Source organism: Paenalicyclobacillus cellulosilyticus, from assembly GCF_014647315.1.
In the GTDB taxonomy this organism is placed as follows: domain Bacteria; phylum Bacillota; class Bacilli; order Alicyclobacillales; family Alicyclobacillaceae; genus Alicyclobacillus_J; species Alicyclobacillus_J cellulosilyticus.
The window spans coordinates 37,979-54,297 of the sequence record NZ_BMOY01000019.1; the positions used below are offsets into that span (position 1 = coordinate 37,979).

A 16,319-nucleotide genomic window follows, 5' to 3' on the forward strand; every position below is an offset into this window, starting at 1 on the left:
GCACCAAGCGCCCGCCACGCGCCATCTCCGAAGGTCCCCGTCAACCGGTGCCTTGGGCTGTTTCACCCTGCCCACGCGGTTCTGCCCCAGTATATGCGCACGCCCAGCATGTGTCCTGGCGCAAGGGCAAATTGGGCGTTCGCCCGCCGCGTCTCCCGGCCAAGCCACGCCTCAGCGCGCGGCGGATCCCGGGTTCGCGGCGGGCGGAGAGGACGGAATGGGCTGTAAAAAACCACCCTCCGCACGGGCGTACGCGTCCGGCACCTTGCCGGAGAGGATGACGTAGGCGATGGGCTGCCGGATGCGCACCTCCACCGGTTCGCGGACAAACGGGGCCATCACGTTCATTTGCGCGCTCAAATCCAAAAACAAGAGGTGGACCGTCTCGTTGATGCCCGCCGACTTGACCTCCGAATCGACCGCGGAGTGGACCGACCCCAGCACGTCAAAGCGCACCGGCAGGCGCGGCCCGACCCCGCTGAACAAGGACCCCCCCAGCACTTGCCCGAGCGGCAGCCAGATGGTCTCCGATCCCAGTTCCCTCAGCGCGGCCTCCGCCCGCTGGGTGGCCTTCGTCTGCAGGCGGGCGACGGCAGCCAGGTTGAAGTGCAGGACTTGAAAATCGGCGTATTGGTTTTTATCGATCTCGATGATGCGCGCGTACTCGCCGTCGTCCGCCACCTCGTCGGCAACGGCGCGGTTGAGCACCTCGGTGGCTGCCCGTACCACCGCCGCCCGCGCCGCCGATGCCGTGACCGGCTCGAGACGCACGTCGATGAACACGAGCAGCAGGACGGCCCCCAACAGACCGCCTGCCGCCCACAGCGCCAGCCGGCGCCCCCTTGACCGCACTGTCCGCGCCGGACGAAACCGGTCCGCCATCCCGCTCCCCTCCCGCGCGCATCGTGGGTGCCGCGTGACCCGTCACGCCCTTACGTATACGCGCGGGCATCCCGGAATAGACGGCCCTCATGCCTGCCGGCGGACAGAGCGGCGCGCCGGAGCGCACCGGCTCACTGGCTCATGTTGCTCACTGGCTCATGTTGCTCACCGGCTCATGTTGCTCACCGGCTCATGTTGCTCACCGGCTCATGTTGCTCACCGGCTCATGTTGCTCACCGGCTCATGTTGCTCACCGGCTCATGTTGCTCACCGGCTCATGTTGCTCACCGGCTCATTTTGCGAAACGCACCAAGAAGTAGTTCCGCTTGCCGCGCCGCAGGACGACATACTCCCCGGCCAGCGCGTCCGCTTCCGTCACCTGGGCCTCGAGGTCGGCCACGCGGACGCCGTTGACCGAAACGGCACCATTCCGGATGTCCTCGCGGGCCTGTCGTTTCGAACTGCACGCGCCCACTTCCACGAGGACGTCGAGCAGGGGACGCGCCTGGCCGCGCGCCAGCGTGACCGACGGCACGTCCGCGAAACCGAGCGCCAGTTCCTCCGCCGACAGCTGGCGGACATCGCCGGAGAACAACGCCTGCGAGATCCGTTCCGCCCGCGCGGCATCCTCGTCCCCGTGCACGAGCCTCGTCACTTCCCGCGCCAGCGCGCGCTGCGCCGCGCGCCGTTCCGGATGGACCTCCACCTCGCGCGCCAATTCCTCAATCTCCGCCGGTGACAAGAACGTGAAGTACTTTAAAAACCGCACCACGTCCCGGTCATCCGTGTTCATCCAGAACTGGTAGAACTGGTACGGCGACGTCTTCTCCCGGTCCAACCAGACGGCGCCATCGGCCGTCTTGCCAAATTTGGTTCCGTCCGCTTTCGTGACCAGCGGATGCGTGAGACCAAAGGCGTCCGCTCCCTCGACCCGGCGGATGAGTTCCAGGCCGGCGGTGATGTTGCCCCACTGATCCGAACCGCCAATCTGCAGCCGGCAGCCCTCGGTGCGAAACAGGTTCAGGAAGTCGTACGCCTGCAGCAGCATGTAACTGAACTCGGTGAACGAGATGCCGCGCTCAAGCCGCGTCGCCACCGATTCTTTCGCCAGCATGTAATTCAAGGAAAAGTGCTTCCCGACGTCGCGCAGAAACGCAATCACGCCGAGATCGCCAATCCAATCGTAGTTGTTCACAATGGCGGCCGGATTGCCCGGGCGGTCGAAATCGAGCAACCGCTCCAGCTGACGGCGGATCTTCGCGCTCCACGCCGCCACCGTCTCCGCCGCGTTGAGCGCGCGCTCCGTCGTCCGGCCGCTCGGGTCGCCGATGAGCCCCGTGGCACCGCCGACCAGCGCGATGGGCCTGTGGCCGGCGAGCTGAAACCGGCGCAGCGTGAGGATCAAAACCAGGTTGCCGATGTGCAGGCTGTCGGCCGTCGGATCGAACCCGCCGTACACCGTGACCGGGCCTGCCGCCAACGCCTTCGCCAAGCCGTCGCGATCGCTCACCTGATAGACCAGGCCGCGCCACTCCAGTTCTGTCATCAGGTCCATGGGTTCCGCCACGAGGATCCCTCCCGTCCACTTTACTCCAGCTCCACCACCGTCACGCCGTCCCCGCCTTCACCCGGTCCGCCGGGCGTCCAACTGGCGACGTGCGGATGGCGGTTGAGGAAACGGCGCACCCCGTCGCGCAACGCACCCGTGCCCTTGCCGTGGATGATGGCCACCCGTTTCAGCCCCGCCACCACGGCGTCGTCCAGGTACTTGTCGACCCGCGGCAACGCCTCGTCCACCGTCTCGCCGCGCACGTCGATTTCAAGCGGAACGGTCCGCGGCAGTCCGCGCCGCACACCGAGGCTGGCGGGCGCGGCCGGCGGCTGCTTCTGCAGCACCTCCACATCGGTCGCATCCACCTTCATCCGCAGCGCGCCCAACTGCACCACCAACGCCTGCCCGTCCCCGGCCACGTCCACCACTTCACCCTTTTGCCCGAGCGACAAAACCCGCACCACATCCCCGGGCGACACCGACGCCGGCTGACGGCCGCGCCCTGTCTTCGCCGGCTCTTCCGGCAGCGCATCCGCCAACGCCTTGCGCAACGCCACCAACTCGTGGTCTTTCACCGCCTGGGCATGCATCTGCCGCAACGCCCGGATGATCCGGTCCGCCTCCGCCTGTGCCCGTGCCACCGTCTCTTGGGCTTGTGCGGCCGCCTGCGCCCGGACGCGCCGGGTTTCTTCCTCCAAGCGGGTCCGTGCCTCTTCCCACTGCGCGCGCAGCGCCTCCGCCTCGGCCCGGGCCGCCACGGCGCGCTCCCGCGCCGCTTCCATCTCCTGGCGTGCCCGCTCCATCTGAGCGAGGATATCTTCCACCGCCACGTCCCGCCGGTCGAGCCACGCGCGCGCCTGCGCGAGGATGGCGGCAGGCAATCCCAGCCGCTCCGCAATCGCGATCGCGTTCGAACGGCCGGGCACGCCGACGAGCAACCGGTACGTCGGCCGCAGCGTCTCCACGTCGAACTCCATGCTCGCGTTGACCGCACCCGGCGTCCGGAAGGCGTACGCCTTGAGTTCAGGGTAATGTGTGGTGGCGACGACGCGGCACCCGACTTTGCGCAGGTGGTCCAGGATGGCCATGGCGAGGGCTGCGCCCTCCGTCGGGTCGGTCCCGGCGCCGAGCTCATCGAGCAAGACCAGGCTGTTTTGCGTCACATGCGCCAGCATGTCGACGATGTGCCGCATATGGGACGAGAAGGTGGAGAGGCTTTGCTCGATGCTCTGCTCGTCGCCGATGTCGACAAACACCTGGTCGCAAAAGCCGATGGAGCTGCCCTCGCCTGCCGGAATGAAGCAACCCGCCATCGCCATCAGGGTCAACAGGCCGATGGTCTTCAAAGTCACCGTCTTCCCCCCGGTGTTGGGGCCGGTGATGACCACCATCTGGTAGGCGTCGCCCAGGCGCAGGTCGATGGGGACCGCCTGTTCCCGCGGCAACAGCGGGTGGCGCGCCCGGCGAAGGTCAAAGACGCCGTCGTCGGCAAGGCGCGGACGCGAGGCTCCCGCGCGCACGGCGTACTCCGCCCGCGCCATCCAGCTGTCGATCTCGGCGAGCACGTCCGCGTTGGTCAAAAGCTGTGGTGCCGCATCGCCCACCACCGCCGAGATGCGGGCCAGGATGCGCTCCACCTCGCGCGCCTCGAGCACCTCGAGTTCCCGAATGCGCAGGTTGAGTTCCACCACCGCCTGCGGCTCGATGTACACCGTCGCGCCGGACGCCGAGTAGTCGTGCACGACGCCGGGCACCATGTTCTTAAACTCGACCCGCACGGGCAGACACAAGCTTGACCCGCGCAGCGCGACGACCGGGTCCTGGAGGTAGCGCTGGTGGGTGCGGAGCATTCCGTCCAGTACCTGACGCACCCGTGCCTCCGTCTCCCGCTTCTGGGTGCGAATACGGCGGAGTTCCGGGCTCGCCCCGTCGAGCACCTGCCCCTCGTCGTCCAGGTGACGGCGGATTTCCTGTTCGGCGTCCCGGACGTCGGCCAACCGCTCCGCTGTGGCCATCAGCCGCGGCAGCGCGAACGACGCGGCGGCTGCGAGCAGCGCCTGGCGAATGCGCCTTGCCCCGTGGATGAACGAAGCGATGGCCACCAGTTCTTCGCCGGAGAGCGTGCTGCGAAGCGCCGCCTTGCGCACGGCGGGGCGGATGTCGCGGATACCGCCGAACGGCAGCGGCCCCTGGCGGTGAAGGTATTGGAGGCACTCGTCGACCGCCGCCAATTCGGCCTCCGCCGCCTGCCGCTCGGAGAGCGGCCGGAGCATGTCCACGCGCTCCTTGCCGAGGGAGGTCGCCGCCAGCTCGCGAATCTGCGCCCGCACCTTCGGAAATTCCAACACCGTAAGGACGTGATCGGACATCAGGGGTGCGCTGGGTGTCGCGTGTGCGTTCATGGCCGTCCTTCCCGATCCCTCGCTCAAGTCCCACTTATTGTACCACATGTCGGCCGACCGGCCGGGCAAGCTATGAACAACACCCGCGAAAGGAGGAACGACATGAACATACTGGGCACCGTCGTACGGTTCGTCGTGTCCGCGCTGGTTCTGATGTTCGTCGGGTTCCTCGTCCCCGGGTTCGGGGTGATGAACTTCTGGTCGGCGCTCTTGGCGGCGGTCGTCATCGCCCTGCTCGGCTGGGCCATCGAAGCCCTGTTCGGACGGCGGATCTCCCCTTACGGACGCGGCATCGTCGGGTTCGTCTCCGGCGCGGTCGTCCTCTACATCGCGCAACTGTTCGTGCCCGGAATGCGCGTCACCGTGCTTGGTGCGCTGTTGGCTTCGCTCGTCATCGGGATCATCGATCTGTTCGTCCCCACGGAATTCGGGGACCGCGGGCGAATCGGAGACCGCGACCGCACATGACCGCCCGTGCCTGACCGCCCGTGCCGGGCGTACCAAAGCAAAGACGGATCCGCTCTGGATCCGTCTCTTTTTCCATGCCCGTCATATCCCGCGCAACGGGCAGCCTTCCCACGCGCAGGATCACACACGGATGTTCACACGCGCATCGCCAAGCCGCCGGCTCCCGTCTGCCCGAGGGCAGGCTTGCTGAACACCCCGAGTCCGTGCAGGATGACCGATTGGTGCAGGGCGTGCTGCAGCGGCGGATCGGCAATGTACTGGGCGATGAGCGCGCCGACATAGACGAACAAAAGCGCAAACACCAGCCCCACCGCCAGCCCTGCCATCCGGTTGAGCCACGAGATGACCGGCAGGCTGAACAGGGTTTCAATCAACCCCACCGCGTAGCGCAGCAAGAAGAACGTGACGACGAACACCGCCGCGAACGCCATGGCGTCCGAGAGATCCCCGAGCAGTTGGCTGGCGAGGCCTGAAGCCGGCCATTGCGGGAACAGGTGCATGCCGCGGATGACCGGCGCCACGTACGGCCGCAGGTACAAGGACAGCCCGTAGGCGATGACCGCCCCGAACAACCGCGTGACCTGCCGGATGAATCCGGTTCGGTAGCCGTTGAGCCCCCCGAGGAGGATGATGGCGGCAATGACCAAGTCGGCGGTCGACACGCGCATCCCCTCACTGGTTCGCAGCGGTCCGCGTCAGTTCGTCGAGCAACCGCAACAGTTCCTCGTTCTCCCGGCGCACCCGCGTCGCCTCCTGTTGCAGGATGTTCGCCTCCCGCCGCAGGCGGAACAACTCCTCCGCGATGTTGAGCGCCGCCAAGACCGCCGCCTTTTGCGCATCAAGGCGCGGATTGGCGGTGGTGATCCGCCGCATCATGCCGTCCACGTACTCCGCCACGCTGCGCAACATCTCTTCGGGCGCGTCTCCCCGCAACACGTACTCGCTGCCGAAAATGCGAACCCGAATCCGGTTGGTTTGTCCGTCGTTCATGGGCCGCCTCCATTCGACAAAAAACGTCCCTTGCTACAGCGATTCGTGTCCGGTCGTCAAAATCCTGCCTGCCGCAGCCGCGCCCCGGCATCTTCCGCCAGGCGGGCGAGGATGCGCGCCACCTCGGCGTCCACCTCGGCGTCGGTGAGCGTGCGGTCCGGCGCCCGAAAGACAAAGCCCATCGCGACGCTCTTCTCGCCCGCCGGGATACCCTGGCCCTCATACACGTCGAAGATGAACGCGTCTTCCAACAACCCGCTTCCCGCACACGCCGCTTGCGCGAGCCGCAGCAGGTCCCCGGCGTGCACCGCGCGCGCCACCAGGACGGCGAGATCGCGCCGCACCGCCGGATGTTTCGGCAGCGGCGCCACCCGCCACCGCTCCTGCACCAGGGGCGTGACGGCGTCGAGATGAAATTCGGCGTACACGGCGCCGGCAAGCTCCCAACGCGCCGCCGTCTCCGGGTGCAACTCGCCCACGACGCCGACGGCGCAATCCTGTATCCATACCTCCGCGGTCCGGCCGGGGTGCAAATACGGCCGTTCACCAGGACGGAATGCCGCCTCGTCCAAGAGCCCGATGGCCTGCAGCCAGCGCTCAATGGCCCCTTTGGCGTCAAAGAAGTCGTAGCGGCGCGGCCGCTCGCCGAAACCTGCCGCCGCCTCGCCGAACCAAAGCCCGGCCCACTGGGTCGGTTCCTCCGGCTGCCGGACGAGTGGCAGCTCATGCGGCCAGTACACCCGCCCGATTTCGAACACCTGCCCGCCGGGCACACCGTGCGCCAGGTTGTACGCCGCCACCTGCGCCAAACCGGGCAAGAGGTGGGTGCGCAACACCACCCGCTCCTCCGACATCGGGCGCAAGAGCGGGATGGCCCGGCGCAACGGCGAGTCTGCCGGCAGCCGCATGGCATCGAACCACTGCGGGCTGGTCAAACTGTAGGTGAACACCTCGGTCATTCCGGAGGCGACGAGGGCCGCGCGCGTCCGTGTCCGCAGTCGCTGCGCCAGCGTCCGCTGCCCGACCGTCGTCGGCCCCACCGGCAAAGTCGCCGGGATGGTGTCGTATCCGCACAGCCGCCCGACCTCCTCGATGAGGTCCGCCTCGAGCGCCACGTCGCGGCGGCGGCTCGGCACCCGCACCGTCCATTCGTCCCCGTCCGTACCTTCGACTGCAAAGCCGAGGCGCGCGAACACCTCCGCCATCGTGGCCGGCGGGATCTCGGTCCCGAGCAGCCGGTTGCACCGTGCAGGCGCAAACGTCACCTTGGTCTCCTGCGGAGTGGCTGCACCCCGCTGCGCAGAGACCAGCGGTCCCTCCGGCTGCGCCCCCGCGAGCGTCACCAACAACTCCGTCGCCCGCACGAGGGCGCCGCGGACGGCCACCGGATCGATCCCTTTCTCAAACCGCTGCTGCGCCTCGGACCGCAGCCCCAGGCGCTGGCCGGTCCGGCGCACGCTCGCCGCGTCGAACGCCGCCGATTCCAGGACGATGCGCGTGGTCGCCGCGCTGACCTCCGAGTTTTCGCCGCCCATCACCCCCGCGATGCCGATGGCCCGCTCCGCGTCCGCAATCACGATGGTCTCAGGCCCCAGCTCGCGCTCCACCCCGTCCAGGGTGACGATGCGCTCCCCCGGCCGTGCCTGGCGCACCACGATGGTCCGGCCGCGCACCTGGTCGAGGTCGAACGCGTGCAGCGGCTGGCCCCATTCCAACATCACGTAGTTCGTCACGTCGACGATCACGTTGATGGGCCGGATGCCGGCCGCGAGCAGGCGGGCCTGCATCCACACCGGCGACGGCCCGGGACGGACCCCGGCGAGCACCTGCGCCTCGTAGCGCGGGCAGAGGTCCGTTTCGATGCGCACCGTCACCGCCGCCGCGCCATCGTTGCCTGCGGCCGCGGCGCCGCCGTCCGCGTCCGGGAAGCGGTGCGGGCGCCCGAGCAGGGCGGCCACCTCGTACGCCAATCCCCGCATCGACAGGCAGTCGGCCCGGTTGGGCGTGAGGCTCAACTCCAGCACCACGTCGTCGAGTCCCAAGTACGCGACCACATCCGCACCCACGGGCGCGTCGTCCGGCAAGATGTACAAGCCCTCCGTCTGCTCCCGCGGCAACAGCCGGGTTTCGAGGCCAATCTCCTTGGCGGAGCACAGCATGCCGTGGGATTCGACGCCGCGCAACTTCGCCCGGTCGATCCTGCCCCCCGGCAGGCGCGCTCCGGGCAGCGCGGTCGGCACCTTTTGCCCCGGCGCGACGTTCGGAGCGCCGCAGACGATGCAAAGCGGCGCACCGGAACCCACGTCCACTTCACACACCCGCAGCCGATCCGCGTTCGGGTGCGGCATGACTTTCAAGACGTGGCTCACCACCACGCCCGCGACACCCTGGTTGCGCGGTGTGACCGACTCCACCTCGATGCCGGCCCGCGTCAGGCGTTCCGCCAGCTCTTGCGGCGAGATGTCCGCGATGTCGACATATTCGCCAAGCCACCGATACGATACCCTCACGTCCCGTTTCCCTCGCTTCCCTGCTACAGCACGCGGGCGAACTGCCGCAGCAACCGCAGGTCGTTCTGATAGAAGAGCCGGATGTCCTCGATGCCGTACTTCAACATCGCGATCCGCTCGACCCCTAACCCGAACGCGAACCCGGAGTACCTCCGGCTGTCGTAGCCGGCGCCGTCGAGTACCCGCGGGTGCACCATGCCGGCGCCGAGGATCTCAATCCATCCCGTGTCTTTACACACCCGGCAGCCTGACCCTCCGCACGCGATGCAGCGCAGGTCGACCTCGGCACTCGGTTCGGTGAACGGAAAGAAGCTCGGCCTAAGCCGCACTTCCTGCTCCGCCCCGAAGACGGCGCGGGCGAAGGCGAGCAACGTCCCCTTCAGGTCGCTCATCGACACCCCTTCGCCGACCACCAAGCCCTCGATTTGGTTGAAGGCGTGGGAATGGGTCGCGTCGTCCTCGTCCCGCCGGTACACACGTCCCGGGACGATGACCTTGACCGGCACCTGCGGCCGCAGCCGCTCCATCGTCCGCACCTGCATCGGCGAGGTGTGGGTGCGCAACAACAGCGTGTCCGTCAGGTAAAACGTGTCCTGCATGTCGCGGGCCGGGTGGTCTTTCGGCACGTTCAACATCTCGAAGTTGTACGCGTCCGTCTCCACCTCCGGGCCTTCGACGACGGAAAACCCCATCCCCAAAAAGACGTCCTCAATCTCCGCGATGACCTGCTGCAGCGGATGGACGGCGCCCAGTGGCTGCCGCCGTCCCGGCAGGGTGACGTCCAACCGCTCCGCCGCCAAGCGCCGCGCCAGCTCCGCTTCTTCCACCGTGGCGCGCCGCGCCGCGTAGGCCGCCTCGAGGCGGTCCCGCACTTGGTTGACCAGCGCCCCCAGCCGCGGCCGGTCTTCCGGCGCCAACTCGCCCATGCGCCGCAGCCACTGCGACAAGGTGCTGCGCTTGCCCAGGCAGGCGACCCGCCAGGCCTCCAAGGCCCGGGCATCGGCCGCCTCCGCCAGGCTCCGCAAGGCCTCGTCCTCCCACGCGGCAAGCTCTGCCTGGATCTGCCCCAAGTCCACGTGCGCTCACTCCCGGATCAACAAAAAAGCAATTCGCCACGAGGGACGAACTGCCCGTTGGCCTGTCTATATATTCCGCAGTATACCCAATCCGGTCTTGACACGCAACGGTTAACATGGTTTGTGGTATGCTCTCGGTGGAACATGACGCGCGTGCCGCGAGGCCAACCGTGCAACGCGCGTTTCCTGGGCATGGCCCAGCGCCGAGTGTTTGACCACGCAAAGCGCGGGAGGGATGATGGATGCCGCTAGCGGCAGGCCACGACGCCGCGGTGGTGGTGTTCAGCGGCGGCCAGGACAGCACCACCTGCCTTGTCTGGGCGCTTACGCGCTACCGGCGCGTCGAGGCCGTGACGTTCGATTACCAACAGCGCCACGAGGCAGAAATCGCGTGTGCCCGCCGGATCGCCGCCAAGCTCGGCGTGCCGCACCACGTCTTCGACATGCGCCTGCTCAACCAATTGGCGCCGAGCGCCCTGACCCGGCCCGACATCCCGGTGACGCAGGCGGAGGGCGGGCTGCCGTCCACGTTCGTCGACGGGCGCAACCTCATCTTTCTCTCGTTCGCGGCCGTCTTCGCGAAACAAATCGGGGCGCGGCGGATTGTGACCGGTGTCTGCCAGACCGACTTCAGCGGCTACCCGGATTGCCGGGACGTGTTCATCAAATCGCTCAACGTCACGCTCAACCTGGCGATGGACTACGAGTTCGTCATCGAGACGCCGCTGATGTGGCTCGACAAGAAGGAGACGTGGGCGTTGGCGGATGAGCTCGGTTGCTTCGATCTCGTCCGCGACGAAACCCTGACCTGCTACCACGGCATCATCGGCCAAGGCTGCGGCGAGTGCCCGGCCTGCAGGCTGCGCCGCCGCGGCTACGAGGCGTACCTGGCGGAAAAACAGGCACACGCGCAGCCGGCGCAAAGGAGAGACGACGGATGACTCAGGTGAAGGTGTGCAAGGTGTTCACCTTCGACGCCGCCCACCAACTGGTCGGTCACCAAGGCAAGTGCGCCAACCTGCACGGCCACACGTACAAGCTCGAAGTCGTCGCCGCCGGAGCGCCGCAAGGGCCGGACCATCCGGCGGAGGAAGGGTTCGTCATCGACTTCGGCGACCTGAAACAAGCGGTGCATGCGCTCATCCTCTCCCGGTTCGATCACGCCTTCCTCGCCATGGGCACGGAGCCGGCGCTGCCGGCGCTCATGGCAACGGGATCGAAGGTGGTTCGGCTCGGGTTTCGTACGACGGCGGAGAATCTGGCGATGTACGTCTGCCATCGCCTGCGCACGGCCGGCTTGCCGGTGTACGCGGTGCGGTTGTGGGAGACACCGACGAGCTGGGCGGAGGTGCTGGCGGCAGACATCCCGCCTCAAGGGCCGACATACCGCACCGTAGGGGGGTGTGACGTTGACGAGGACGGCGACTGAGGCGAGACTGCCCGTGTTGGAGGTCTTCGGCCCGACCATTCAAGGGGAAGGGATGATGATTGGCCAAAAGACGATGTTCGTCCGCACCGCCGGTTGCGACTACCGGTGCGCTTGGTGCGACTCGAAGTTCACGTGGGACGGGAGCGAGCGCCACCTGGTGCGCCATCTCACCCCCGCTGAGGTGCTGGCGGAAGTGTGCGCCCTCGGCCAAGACCGCTTTCAGCACGTCACCGTCTCCGGTGGCAACCCTGCCCTCATCGGCGAGCCGATGGCCGAATTCATCCGCCTCTGCCACGAGCGGGAGCTGCGCGTGGGCCTGGAGACGCAGGGCAGCCGCTGGCAGGACTGGTTCACCGAGATCGACGACCTGTCCATCAGCCCGAAGGGCCCAAGCTCCGGGATGGAGACCGACTGGGACGTGCTCGACGACCTCGTCGCCCGCCTCACCTCGCACGGCGTGCACTTCAGCCTCAAGGTGGTGGTGTTCAACGCGGCGGACCTGGCGTTCGCCCGCGCGGTGTTCGCACGCTATCCGCACGCTGAGAAATACCTGCAGCCGGGCAACGAAGACGTCGCGGCGGCAGGAGACATCTCCCGCCGCCTCCTCGACAAGCTGGCATGGCTCTTCGAGCAGGTCATCGCCGACAAGGCGTTCAACGACGTCCGCGTCCTGCCGCAGCTGCACGCCCTGGTCTGGGGGAACAAGCGAAGGAAGTGATCCACCATCAGCGGAAGACGATGGTGCGGTTGTTGTATGTCAGGATGCGGTCCTCCAGGTGCCACTTCACCGCCCGCACCAGAACCGTCCGCTCAATCTGCCGGCCGATGCGCTTGAGGTCCTCCACCTCGTCCCGATGGTCCACGCGTTGCACGTCCTGCTCGATGATGGGCCCTTCATCCAAGTCCTCCGTCACGTAGTGAGCGGTGGCGCCGATGAGCTTCACACCCCGTTGGTACGCCCTGGCGTACGGGTTGCGCCCGATGAACGCGGGTAAAAACGAATGGTGGATGTTGATGATCCGGTTCGGGTATTGGCGGACAAAGTCGCCGGAAAGGATCTGCATGTACCGCGCGAGCACCACCAGGTCCACCTTGTGGCTGGCGAGCAGCGCCAGCTGCTTTGCCTCTGCGTCCTTTTTTGTCTCCGGCGTGACCGGAATGTGATAAAACGGGATGCCGAGCGGCGCCACCGTCGCGCCGGCATCCGGATGGTTGCTCACCACCATCACCAGATCGGCGTACAGGTCGCCCGACTGCCACTGCCACAAAAGCTCCAACAGGCAGTGCTCCTCCTTGGATACAAACACCGCCATGCGTTTGGGCACATGCGCGCGGTTGAAACGCCACGTCATCTGGAACGTACGCGCCACCTCGGCGAAGCGCCCGGTGAGTTCATCCCAGTGCGCACCGAGATTGGGCAACTCAAACTCGATCCGCATGAAAAACAGGCCGGACGATGGATCGGTCGAGTGCTGGTCCGACTGGACGATGTTGGCCCCTTGCTGGTAGAGAAACTGCGAAACCGCCGCCACGATGCCCGGCCGGTCCGGGCAGGAGATGAGCAGGCGCGCCCGGTCGCGCAACCGTGTCTGTTGCGCCAACAACGCCTGTTGCACCTTCGGCGTGATCACACGGAACTCGACGTGTTCTTCTGCCAATCCCATCGCTCCTCGCTGTCACGTTCAGACGGCCGCCAACGTGACCTCGACCGGCTCACCGCGAGCCGCCGACTCGTACGCGGCCAACGCCACCTCCATCGCGCGCAAGCCGTCGACGCCGTCGACCAGCGGCTGCCGCCCGGCGGCCACAGTCTCCACGAAATCTTTGATCAAATAGTAGTCCATGTCCTCGCCGTAGCCTTCGTGCACCCCTTTGCCGTCTTGTACGGAATACACGTTCAGGTGCGCAGCGAAGGCATCGAGCGACGCCGTCCCCCCGGACCCCACGACCTCGAGTGTCACGTCACCCCAGATTGGGTACGCATCTGTACGCGACCAGGACGGATCGAGCGTCGCAAACACGCCGTTGTCGAACTCGATGGTCAGAATGCCGCAATCGTCGATGTCCTTCTGGTGAACGCGGTTGTCGATCTCGGCGTACACCCGGCGGACCTCCGCACCCAGGATCCAGCGCATGATGTCGGCCACATGCACGGTGTGGTCCATCACCGCGCCGCCGCCCGCCAACCGGTGGTCGATAAACCATCCGCCCGGCATGTATCCGTGGTTTGTCCCGCGCATGGCGAGGATCCGGCCCAACCGGCCTGCCTGCACCAGATCCCGCAGTTGGCGCACCGCTGCGATATAACGCACAGGAAACGCCATCTGCAAGATGACGCCAGCCTGCTGGCAGGCGCGGATCATCTCCAGGGCGTCCGCGACCGACGTGGCGATAGGCTTCTCGCACAAGATATGCCTGCCATGGCGCGCTGCCGCCAGGACATCCCGTTTATGGTTCGCGTTCTCGGAACAAACCACCACAGCGTCGACTTGGGCGAGCAACGGTTCGGCATCGGGAAAGAACGGAACCCCGGTCGCTTCCGCCGCCCGCCGCCCGCGTTCAGCGTCGTCGTCGTAGATGCCGACGATGGGCACACCGAGACGGCGAAGTGCAGCCATATAAGAATACACATGCATATGCGCCGTAGACAAGATCCCGATGTTCAACGTCACATCCCTCTCTTTCGCTCTGTGTACGCTTTGGGCCGGGTTGTCTGTTGGGTACGGACGGTCACGCGCCCTGTCCTTCCCATGGTCAATCGCCGAGGGCGACCGGGCGGCCGGTTTGCGCCGACTCGGCGCATGCCAAGGCAATCCGAAGCGCCTCGTAGGCGTCCATGGCCGTGACGCGCGGTGTCTCTTCGCCTCTGATCACACGGATGAAGTGGTCAATCTCCGCCTCATACGGGTTGACGAACACAGGCGACAGGGGCACGGCGACCCCGCCCGCTGCTGCTCCGCCGCCATCTGCGGCTCTGCCCGTCGCCGCAGACGCTCGCTCGTGCACCCACAAAGGGGCGGTGTAGCGCGAGTCCTCTTCGAGAATGCCTTGCGAACCGGCGAATTCGAACCGAGTCGAAAACCCTTCATGCGCCCACGAGCCCTCGACGTGGGCGATGACACCGCTTTGAAAGCGCAAGGTACACAAGGCGTAAGCCAACGGTGCCGCAGCGTCGTGCACCGACTTCGCGTAGACGCGGGCCACCGGGCCGAAGGTCCAACGCAAAAAGTCGAAGTCGTGGATCATCAGGTCGAGCATGACGCCGCCGCTTCGGTCCACGTCACGGTACCAGTCGTCCCAACCGCGAGGAAACTGCCCGCCGCGAAACATCCGCGCTACGGCGACCTGGCCGATGCGGCCGGATTCCATCAACGCTTTCGCGCGCACGAAATTGGGGAAAAAGCGGACAACATGTCCGACGAGCAACTGCACCCCGTAGGTTCGGCAGGCGTCCAACATCGCCCGGGCCTGGTCCAACGTACGAGCGATTGGCTTCTCGCAGATCACGTGTTTACCCCGCTCCGCAGCCGCGACGGCGTACGTGCTGTGCAAGTGCGTCGGGACACACAGGTCCACCACATCGCACGCCACATCGTGGAGCGCGGTCGTCAAGTCACTGTACGTCGCGGGCACGCCGTGAACCCGCGCCAACGCCTCCGCCGCCTCCCGGTCCGAATCGACAATCCCGACGAGCGAAACGTCCGGCAACTTCGCATAGGCCGCCGCATGCACGCGGCCCATCGTGCCGGCGCCGACAAGCAATACATGGATGTTTGGCACGCGCAATCTCCCCCTCGGCAGCGAATCTCCCAACGTCCGCCGCTTAAGCAGTGTACGCCGTGGATACAGTGCTCCTACGGTGCAACCTACCTCTTCTTCGCTGGCGCGAAGTCACGACGTATGCACAAGCGCCCTGCGTACCGACGCGATCGTATCACGATGCGGATGATTCAGACAACCCGGCGGAACAACATGGCGAGGAATTTCAAACGATGAAGATGAGACCCGCGTGCCGTCGTTCATGAAGGAGCTTGAACGCGCCTGACTTTGATTTCATGTATGTTTACAGCCGACGTCAGACCATAAAGACACACCGTGCGAAAAATCCGCGGACAATGGTCGTTGCAGTGTATGCCGTCTTGGATTATGTTAACTTGCGGAAACGTCATCCGGCGTTTCCAGCGACCGCACATCCATGGGATGTGAAAGGAGGAGTCTGTATGCAGTGGCGCAACGGTTTGAGTGCTCTCATTGGTGTCTGGTTTATCCTCGCGCCCTGGATCCTCGGCTTCTCCGATCGGACGGCCGCTGTTTGGACGAGCGTGATCATCGGCGCAGTGCAAGCCATCGCGTCGATCTGGATCGCCGTCCAACGGGAGGCTGCACACGGGTGGAAGACGTGGCAGAATTGGGTGTCCTGTCTGACCGGTGTGTGGTTCATCCTGCAGCCGTTCGTGCTCTCTCTCAGCGGGTTGGCTGGTGAAACCTGGACCAGCGTCATCCTGGGCATCGTCACAGCGGCGTTGAACCTGTGGGAGATGAGCGCCGAGGAGTCCACGGCAGGTTCTTCGAGCGGCGGGTCGCGTGCAGCGGCCTCGTGAAATCGGTCCCTATCCCTTGTCCCGTATCCCCGGCCTCACTCCGACCGCGCCTGTCGGCGCGAGTCGTTCGGCCGGGGATACGGGACATTTTGTATGTGTAGGTGTGTAGGTGTGCAGGTGAACTGCCACCCGGTTCCGACCGTGCCCGGTGCGCCACACCCGCGCATTGCGACAGGTGTCACGCGCTGGGACGAGACACCGTGGGTATGTACCGGTGCGGGTGAGCTGCCACCCGCCTTGGCCCCGTATCCCCAAGCGCACGGCGCACGGCGCACGCCGCAGGCGTGGCCGGAGCGCACGCGGGGATACGGGCCGTTGAAGCAGGTCGTGCCGCCGAGATGCGAAAGGGGAGAGCGGTTGGCGTTTGCCAAGCCTCGCTCTCCCCTTCGCCTTCCTCGCTCGCCTGGCA

General features: G+C 66.3%; 16 protein-coding genes. 6 read left to right on the forward strand and 10 right to left on the reverse strand.

Going from position 1 to position 16,319, the window contains the following annotated elements; genetic code table 11:
- Positions 1-171: 171 nt before the first annotated feature.
- The 3 genes from yunB to IEX97_RS07325 form a co-directional block, all read right to left on the reverse strand.
- Entirely contained in the window at positions 172-882 is a 711-nt protein-coding gene (yunB, locus tag IEX97_RS07315) for a sporulation protein YunB (RefSeq protein ID WP_188882058.1), read from the reverse strand.
- 292 nt (positions 883-1,174) lie between these two features.
- Positions 1,175-2,437: a tyrosine--tRNA ligase gene (gene tyrS, locus IEX97_RS07320; protein WP_188882082.1), complete on the reverse strand. Its 1,263-nt coding sequence runs from the start codon at positions 2,435-2,437 to the stop codon at positions 1,175-1,177.
- 32 nt (positions 2,438-2,469) lie between these two features.
- Complete coding sequence (locus IEX97_RS07325; RefSeq protein ID WP_229776595.1) at positions 2,470-4,836, reverse strand: endonuclease MutS2; 2,367 nt, start codon at positions 4,834-4,836, stop codon at positions 2,470-2,472.
- A 102-nt stretch (positions 4,837-4,938) separates the two neighbouring features.
- On the opposite strand from IEX97_RS07325, the gene IEX97_RS07330 reads away from it, so the two are divergent.
- The gene (locus IEX97_RS07330) at positions 4,939-5,304 is read left to right on the forward strand and encodes a phage holin family protein (RefSeq protein WP_188882059.1); all 366 of its coding nucleotides are present in this window, start codon (positions 4,939-4,941) and stop codon (positions 5,302-5,304) included.
- A gap of 134 nt (positions 5,305-5,438) precedes the next feature.
- Here IEX97_RS07330 and IEX97_RS07335 read toward each other — a convergent pair whose 3' ends face one another.
- The 4 genes from IEX97_RS07335 to pheS are packed head-to-tail and all read right to left on the reverse strand — an operon-like array spanning position 5,439 to position 9,865.
- On the reverse strand, positions 5,439-5,972 hold the full coding sequence (locus IEX97_RS07335; protein ID WP_373289420.1) for a CvpA family protein: 534 nt from the start codon (positions 5,970-5,972) through the stop codon (positions 5,439-5,441).
- A 4-nt stretch (positions 5,973-5,976) separates the two neighbouring features.
- Complete coding sequence (locus IEX97_RS07340; protein WP_188882063.1) at positions 5,977-6,294, reverse strand: cell division protein ZapA; 318 nt, start codon at positions 6,292-6,294, stop codon at positions 5,977-5,979.
- 56 nt (positions 6,295-6,350) lie between these two features.
- The gene (gene pheT, locus IEX97_RS07345; RefSeq protein WP_188882065.1) at positions 6,351-8,804 is read right to left on the reverse strand and encodes a phenylalanine--tRNA ligase subunit beta; all 2,454 of its coding nucleotides are present in this window, start codon (positions 8,802-8,804) and stop codon (positions 6,351-6,353) included.
- 23 nt (positions 8,805-8,827) lie between these two features.
- Positions 8,828-9,865, reverse strand: coding sequence for a phenylalanine--tRNA ligase subunit alpha (pheS, locus tag IEX97_RS07350; RefSeq protein WP_188882085.1), 1,038 nt, complete (start codon positions 9,863-9,865; stop codon positions 8,828-8,830).
- Between the two features lie 257 nt (positions 9,866-10,122).
- Between pheS and queC the strand changes: the two genes are divergently transcribed.
- From queC to queE, 3 genes are read left to right on the forward strand one after another with little or no spacing between them, the layout of a single operon-like run.
- A complete protein-coding gene (gene queC, locus IEX97_RS07355) occupies positions 10,123-10,821 on the forward strand; it encodes a 7-cyano-7-deazaguanine synthase QueC (protein ID WP_188882066.1) in 699 nt (232 codons plus the stop codon).
- Positions 10,818-11,309: a 6-pyruvoyl trahydropterin synthase family protein gene (locus IEX97_RS07360; protein ID WP_188882067.1), complete on the forward strand. Its 492-nt coding sequence runs from the start codon at positions 10,818-10,820 to the stop codon at positions 11,307-11,309. Before queC ends, IEX97_RS07360 begins: the two co-directional genes overlap by 4 nt.
- A complete protein-coding gene (queE, locus tag IEX97_RS07365; protein ID WP_188882069.1) occupies positions 11,290-12,027 on the forward strand; it encodes a 7-carboxy-7-deazaguanine synthase QueE in 738 nt (245 codons plus the stop codon). Before IEX97_RS07360 ends, queE begins: the two co-directional genes overlap by 20 nt.
- A 7-nt stretch (positions 12,028-12,034) precedes the next feature.
- Here queE and purU read toward each other — a convergent pair whose 3' ends face one another.
- The 3 genes from purU to IEX97_RS07380 all read right to left on the reverse strand — a co-directional run bounded on the left by purU (position 12,035) and on the right by IEX97_RS07380 (position 15,089).
- Positions 12,035-12,937 carry a formyltetrahydrofolate deformylase gene (gene purU, locus IEX97_RS07370; protein ID WP_373289421.1) on the reverse strand — a complete coding sequence of 301 codons (903 nt, stop codon included), beginning with the start codon at positions 12,935-12,937 and terminating at the stop codon, positions 12,035-12,037.
- Positions 12,938-12,991: 54 nt separating this feature from the next.
- A complete protein-coding gene (locus IEX97_RS07375; protein WP_188882071.1) occupies positions 12,992-13,975 on the reverse strand; it encodes a Gfo/Idh/MocA family protein in 984 nt (327 codons plus the stop codon).
- 88 nt (positions 13,976-14,063) lie between these two features.
- Complete coding sequence (locus IEX97_RS07380; protein ID WP_229776597.1) at positions 14,064-15,089, reverse strand: Gfo/Idh/MocA family protein; 1,026 nt, start codon at positions 15,087-15,089, stop codon at positions 14,064-14,066.
- 440 nt (positions 15,090-15,529) lie between these two features.
- On the opposite strand from IEX97_RS07380, the gene IEX97_RS07385 reads away from it, so the two are divergent.
- Positions 15,530-15,910, forward strand: coding sequence for an SPW repeat protein (locus tag IEX97_RS07385; RefSeq protein ID WP_188882072.1), 381 nt, complete (start codon positions 15,530-15,532; stop codon positions 15,908-15,910).
- A gap of 111 nt (positions 15,911-16,021) precedes the next feature.
- The coding region (locus IEX97_RS13565; protein WP_229776599.1) for a hypothetical protein at positions 16,022-16,319 on the forward strand (298 nt) is incomplete at its 3' end.

What these genes read in the sequence shown, in the direction of transcription:
- yunB (WP_188882058.1), bottom strand. Translation starts at nt 882, where the DNA reads ATGGCGGACCGGTTTCGTCCGGCGCGGACAGTGCGGTCAAGGGGGCGC.
- tyrS (WP_188882082.1), bottom strand. Translation starts at nt 2,437, where the DNA reads ATGGACCTGATGACAGAACTGGAGTGGCGCGGCCTGGTCTATCAGGTG.
- IEX97_RS07325 (WP_229776595.1), bottom strand. Translation starts at nt 4,836, where the DNA reads ATGAACGCACACGCGACACCCAGCGCACCCCTGATGTCCGATCACGTC.
- IEX97_RS07330 (WP_188882059.1), top strand. Translation starts at nt 4,939, where the DNA reads ATGAACATACTGGGCACCGTCGTACGGTTCGTCGTGTCCGCGCTGGTT.
- IEX97_RS07335 (WP_373289420.1), bottom strand. Translation starts at nt 5,972, where the DNA reads ATGCGCGTGTCGACCGCCGACTTGGTCATTGCCGCCATCATCCTCCTC.
- IEX97_RS07340 (WP_188882063.1), bottom strand. Translation starts at nt 6,294, where the DNA reads ATGAACGACGGACAAACCAACCGGATTCGGGTTCGCATTTTCGGCAGC.
- queC (WP_188882066.1), top strand. Translation starts at nt 10,123, where the DNA reads ATGCCGCTAGCGGCAGGCCACGACGCCGCGGTGGTGGTGTTCAGCGGC.
- IEX97_RS07360 (WP_188882067.1), top strand. Translation starts at nt 10,818, where the DNA reads ATGACTCAGGTGAAGGTGTGCAAGGTGTTCACCTTCGACGCCGCCCAC.
- IEX97_RS07385 (WP_188882072.1), top strand. Translation starts at nt 15,530, where the DNA reads ATGCAGTGGCGCAACGGTTTGAGTGCTCTCATTGGTGTCTGGTTTATC.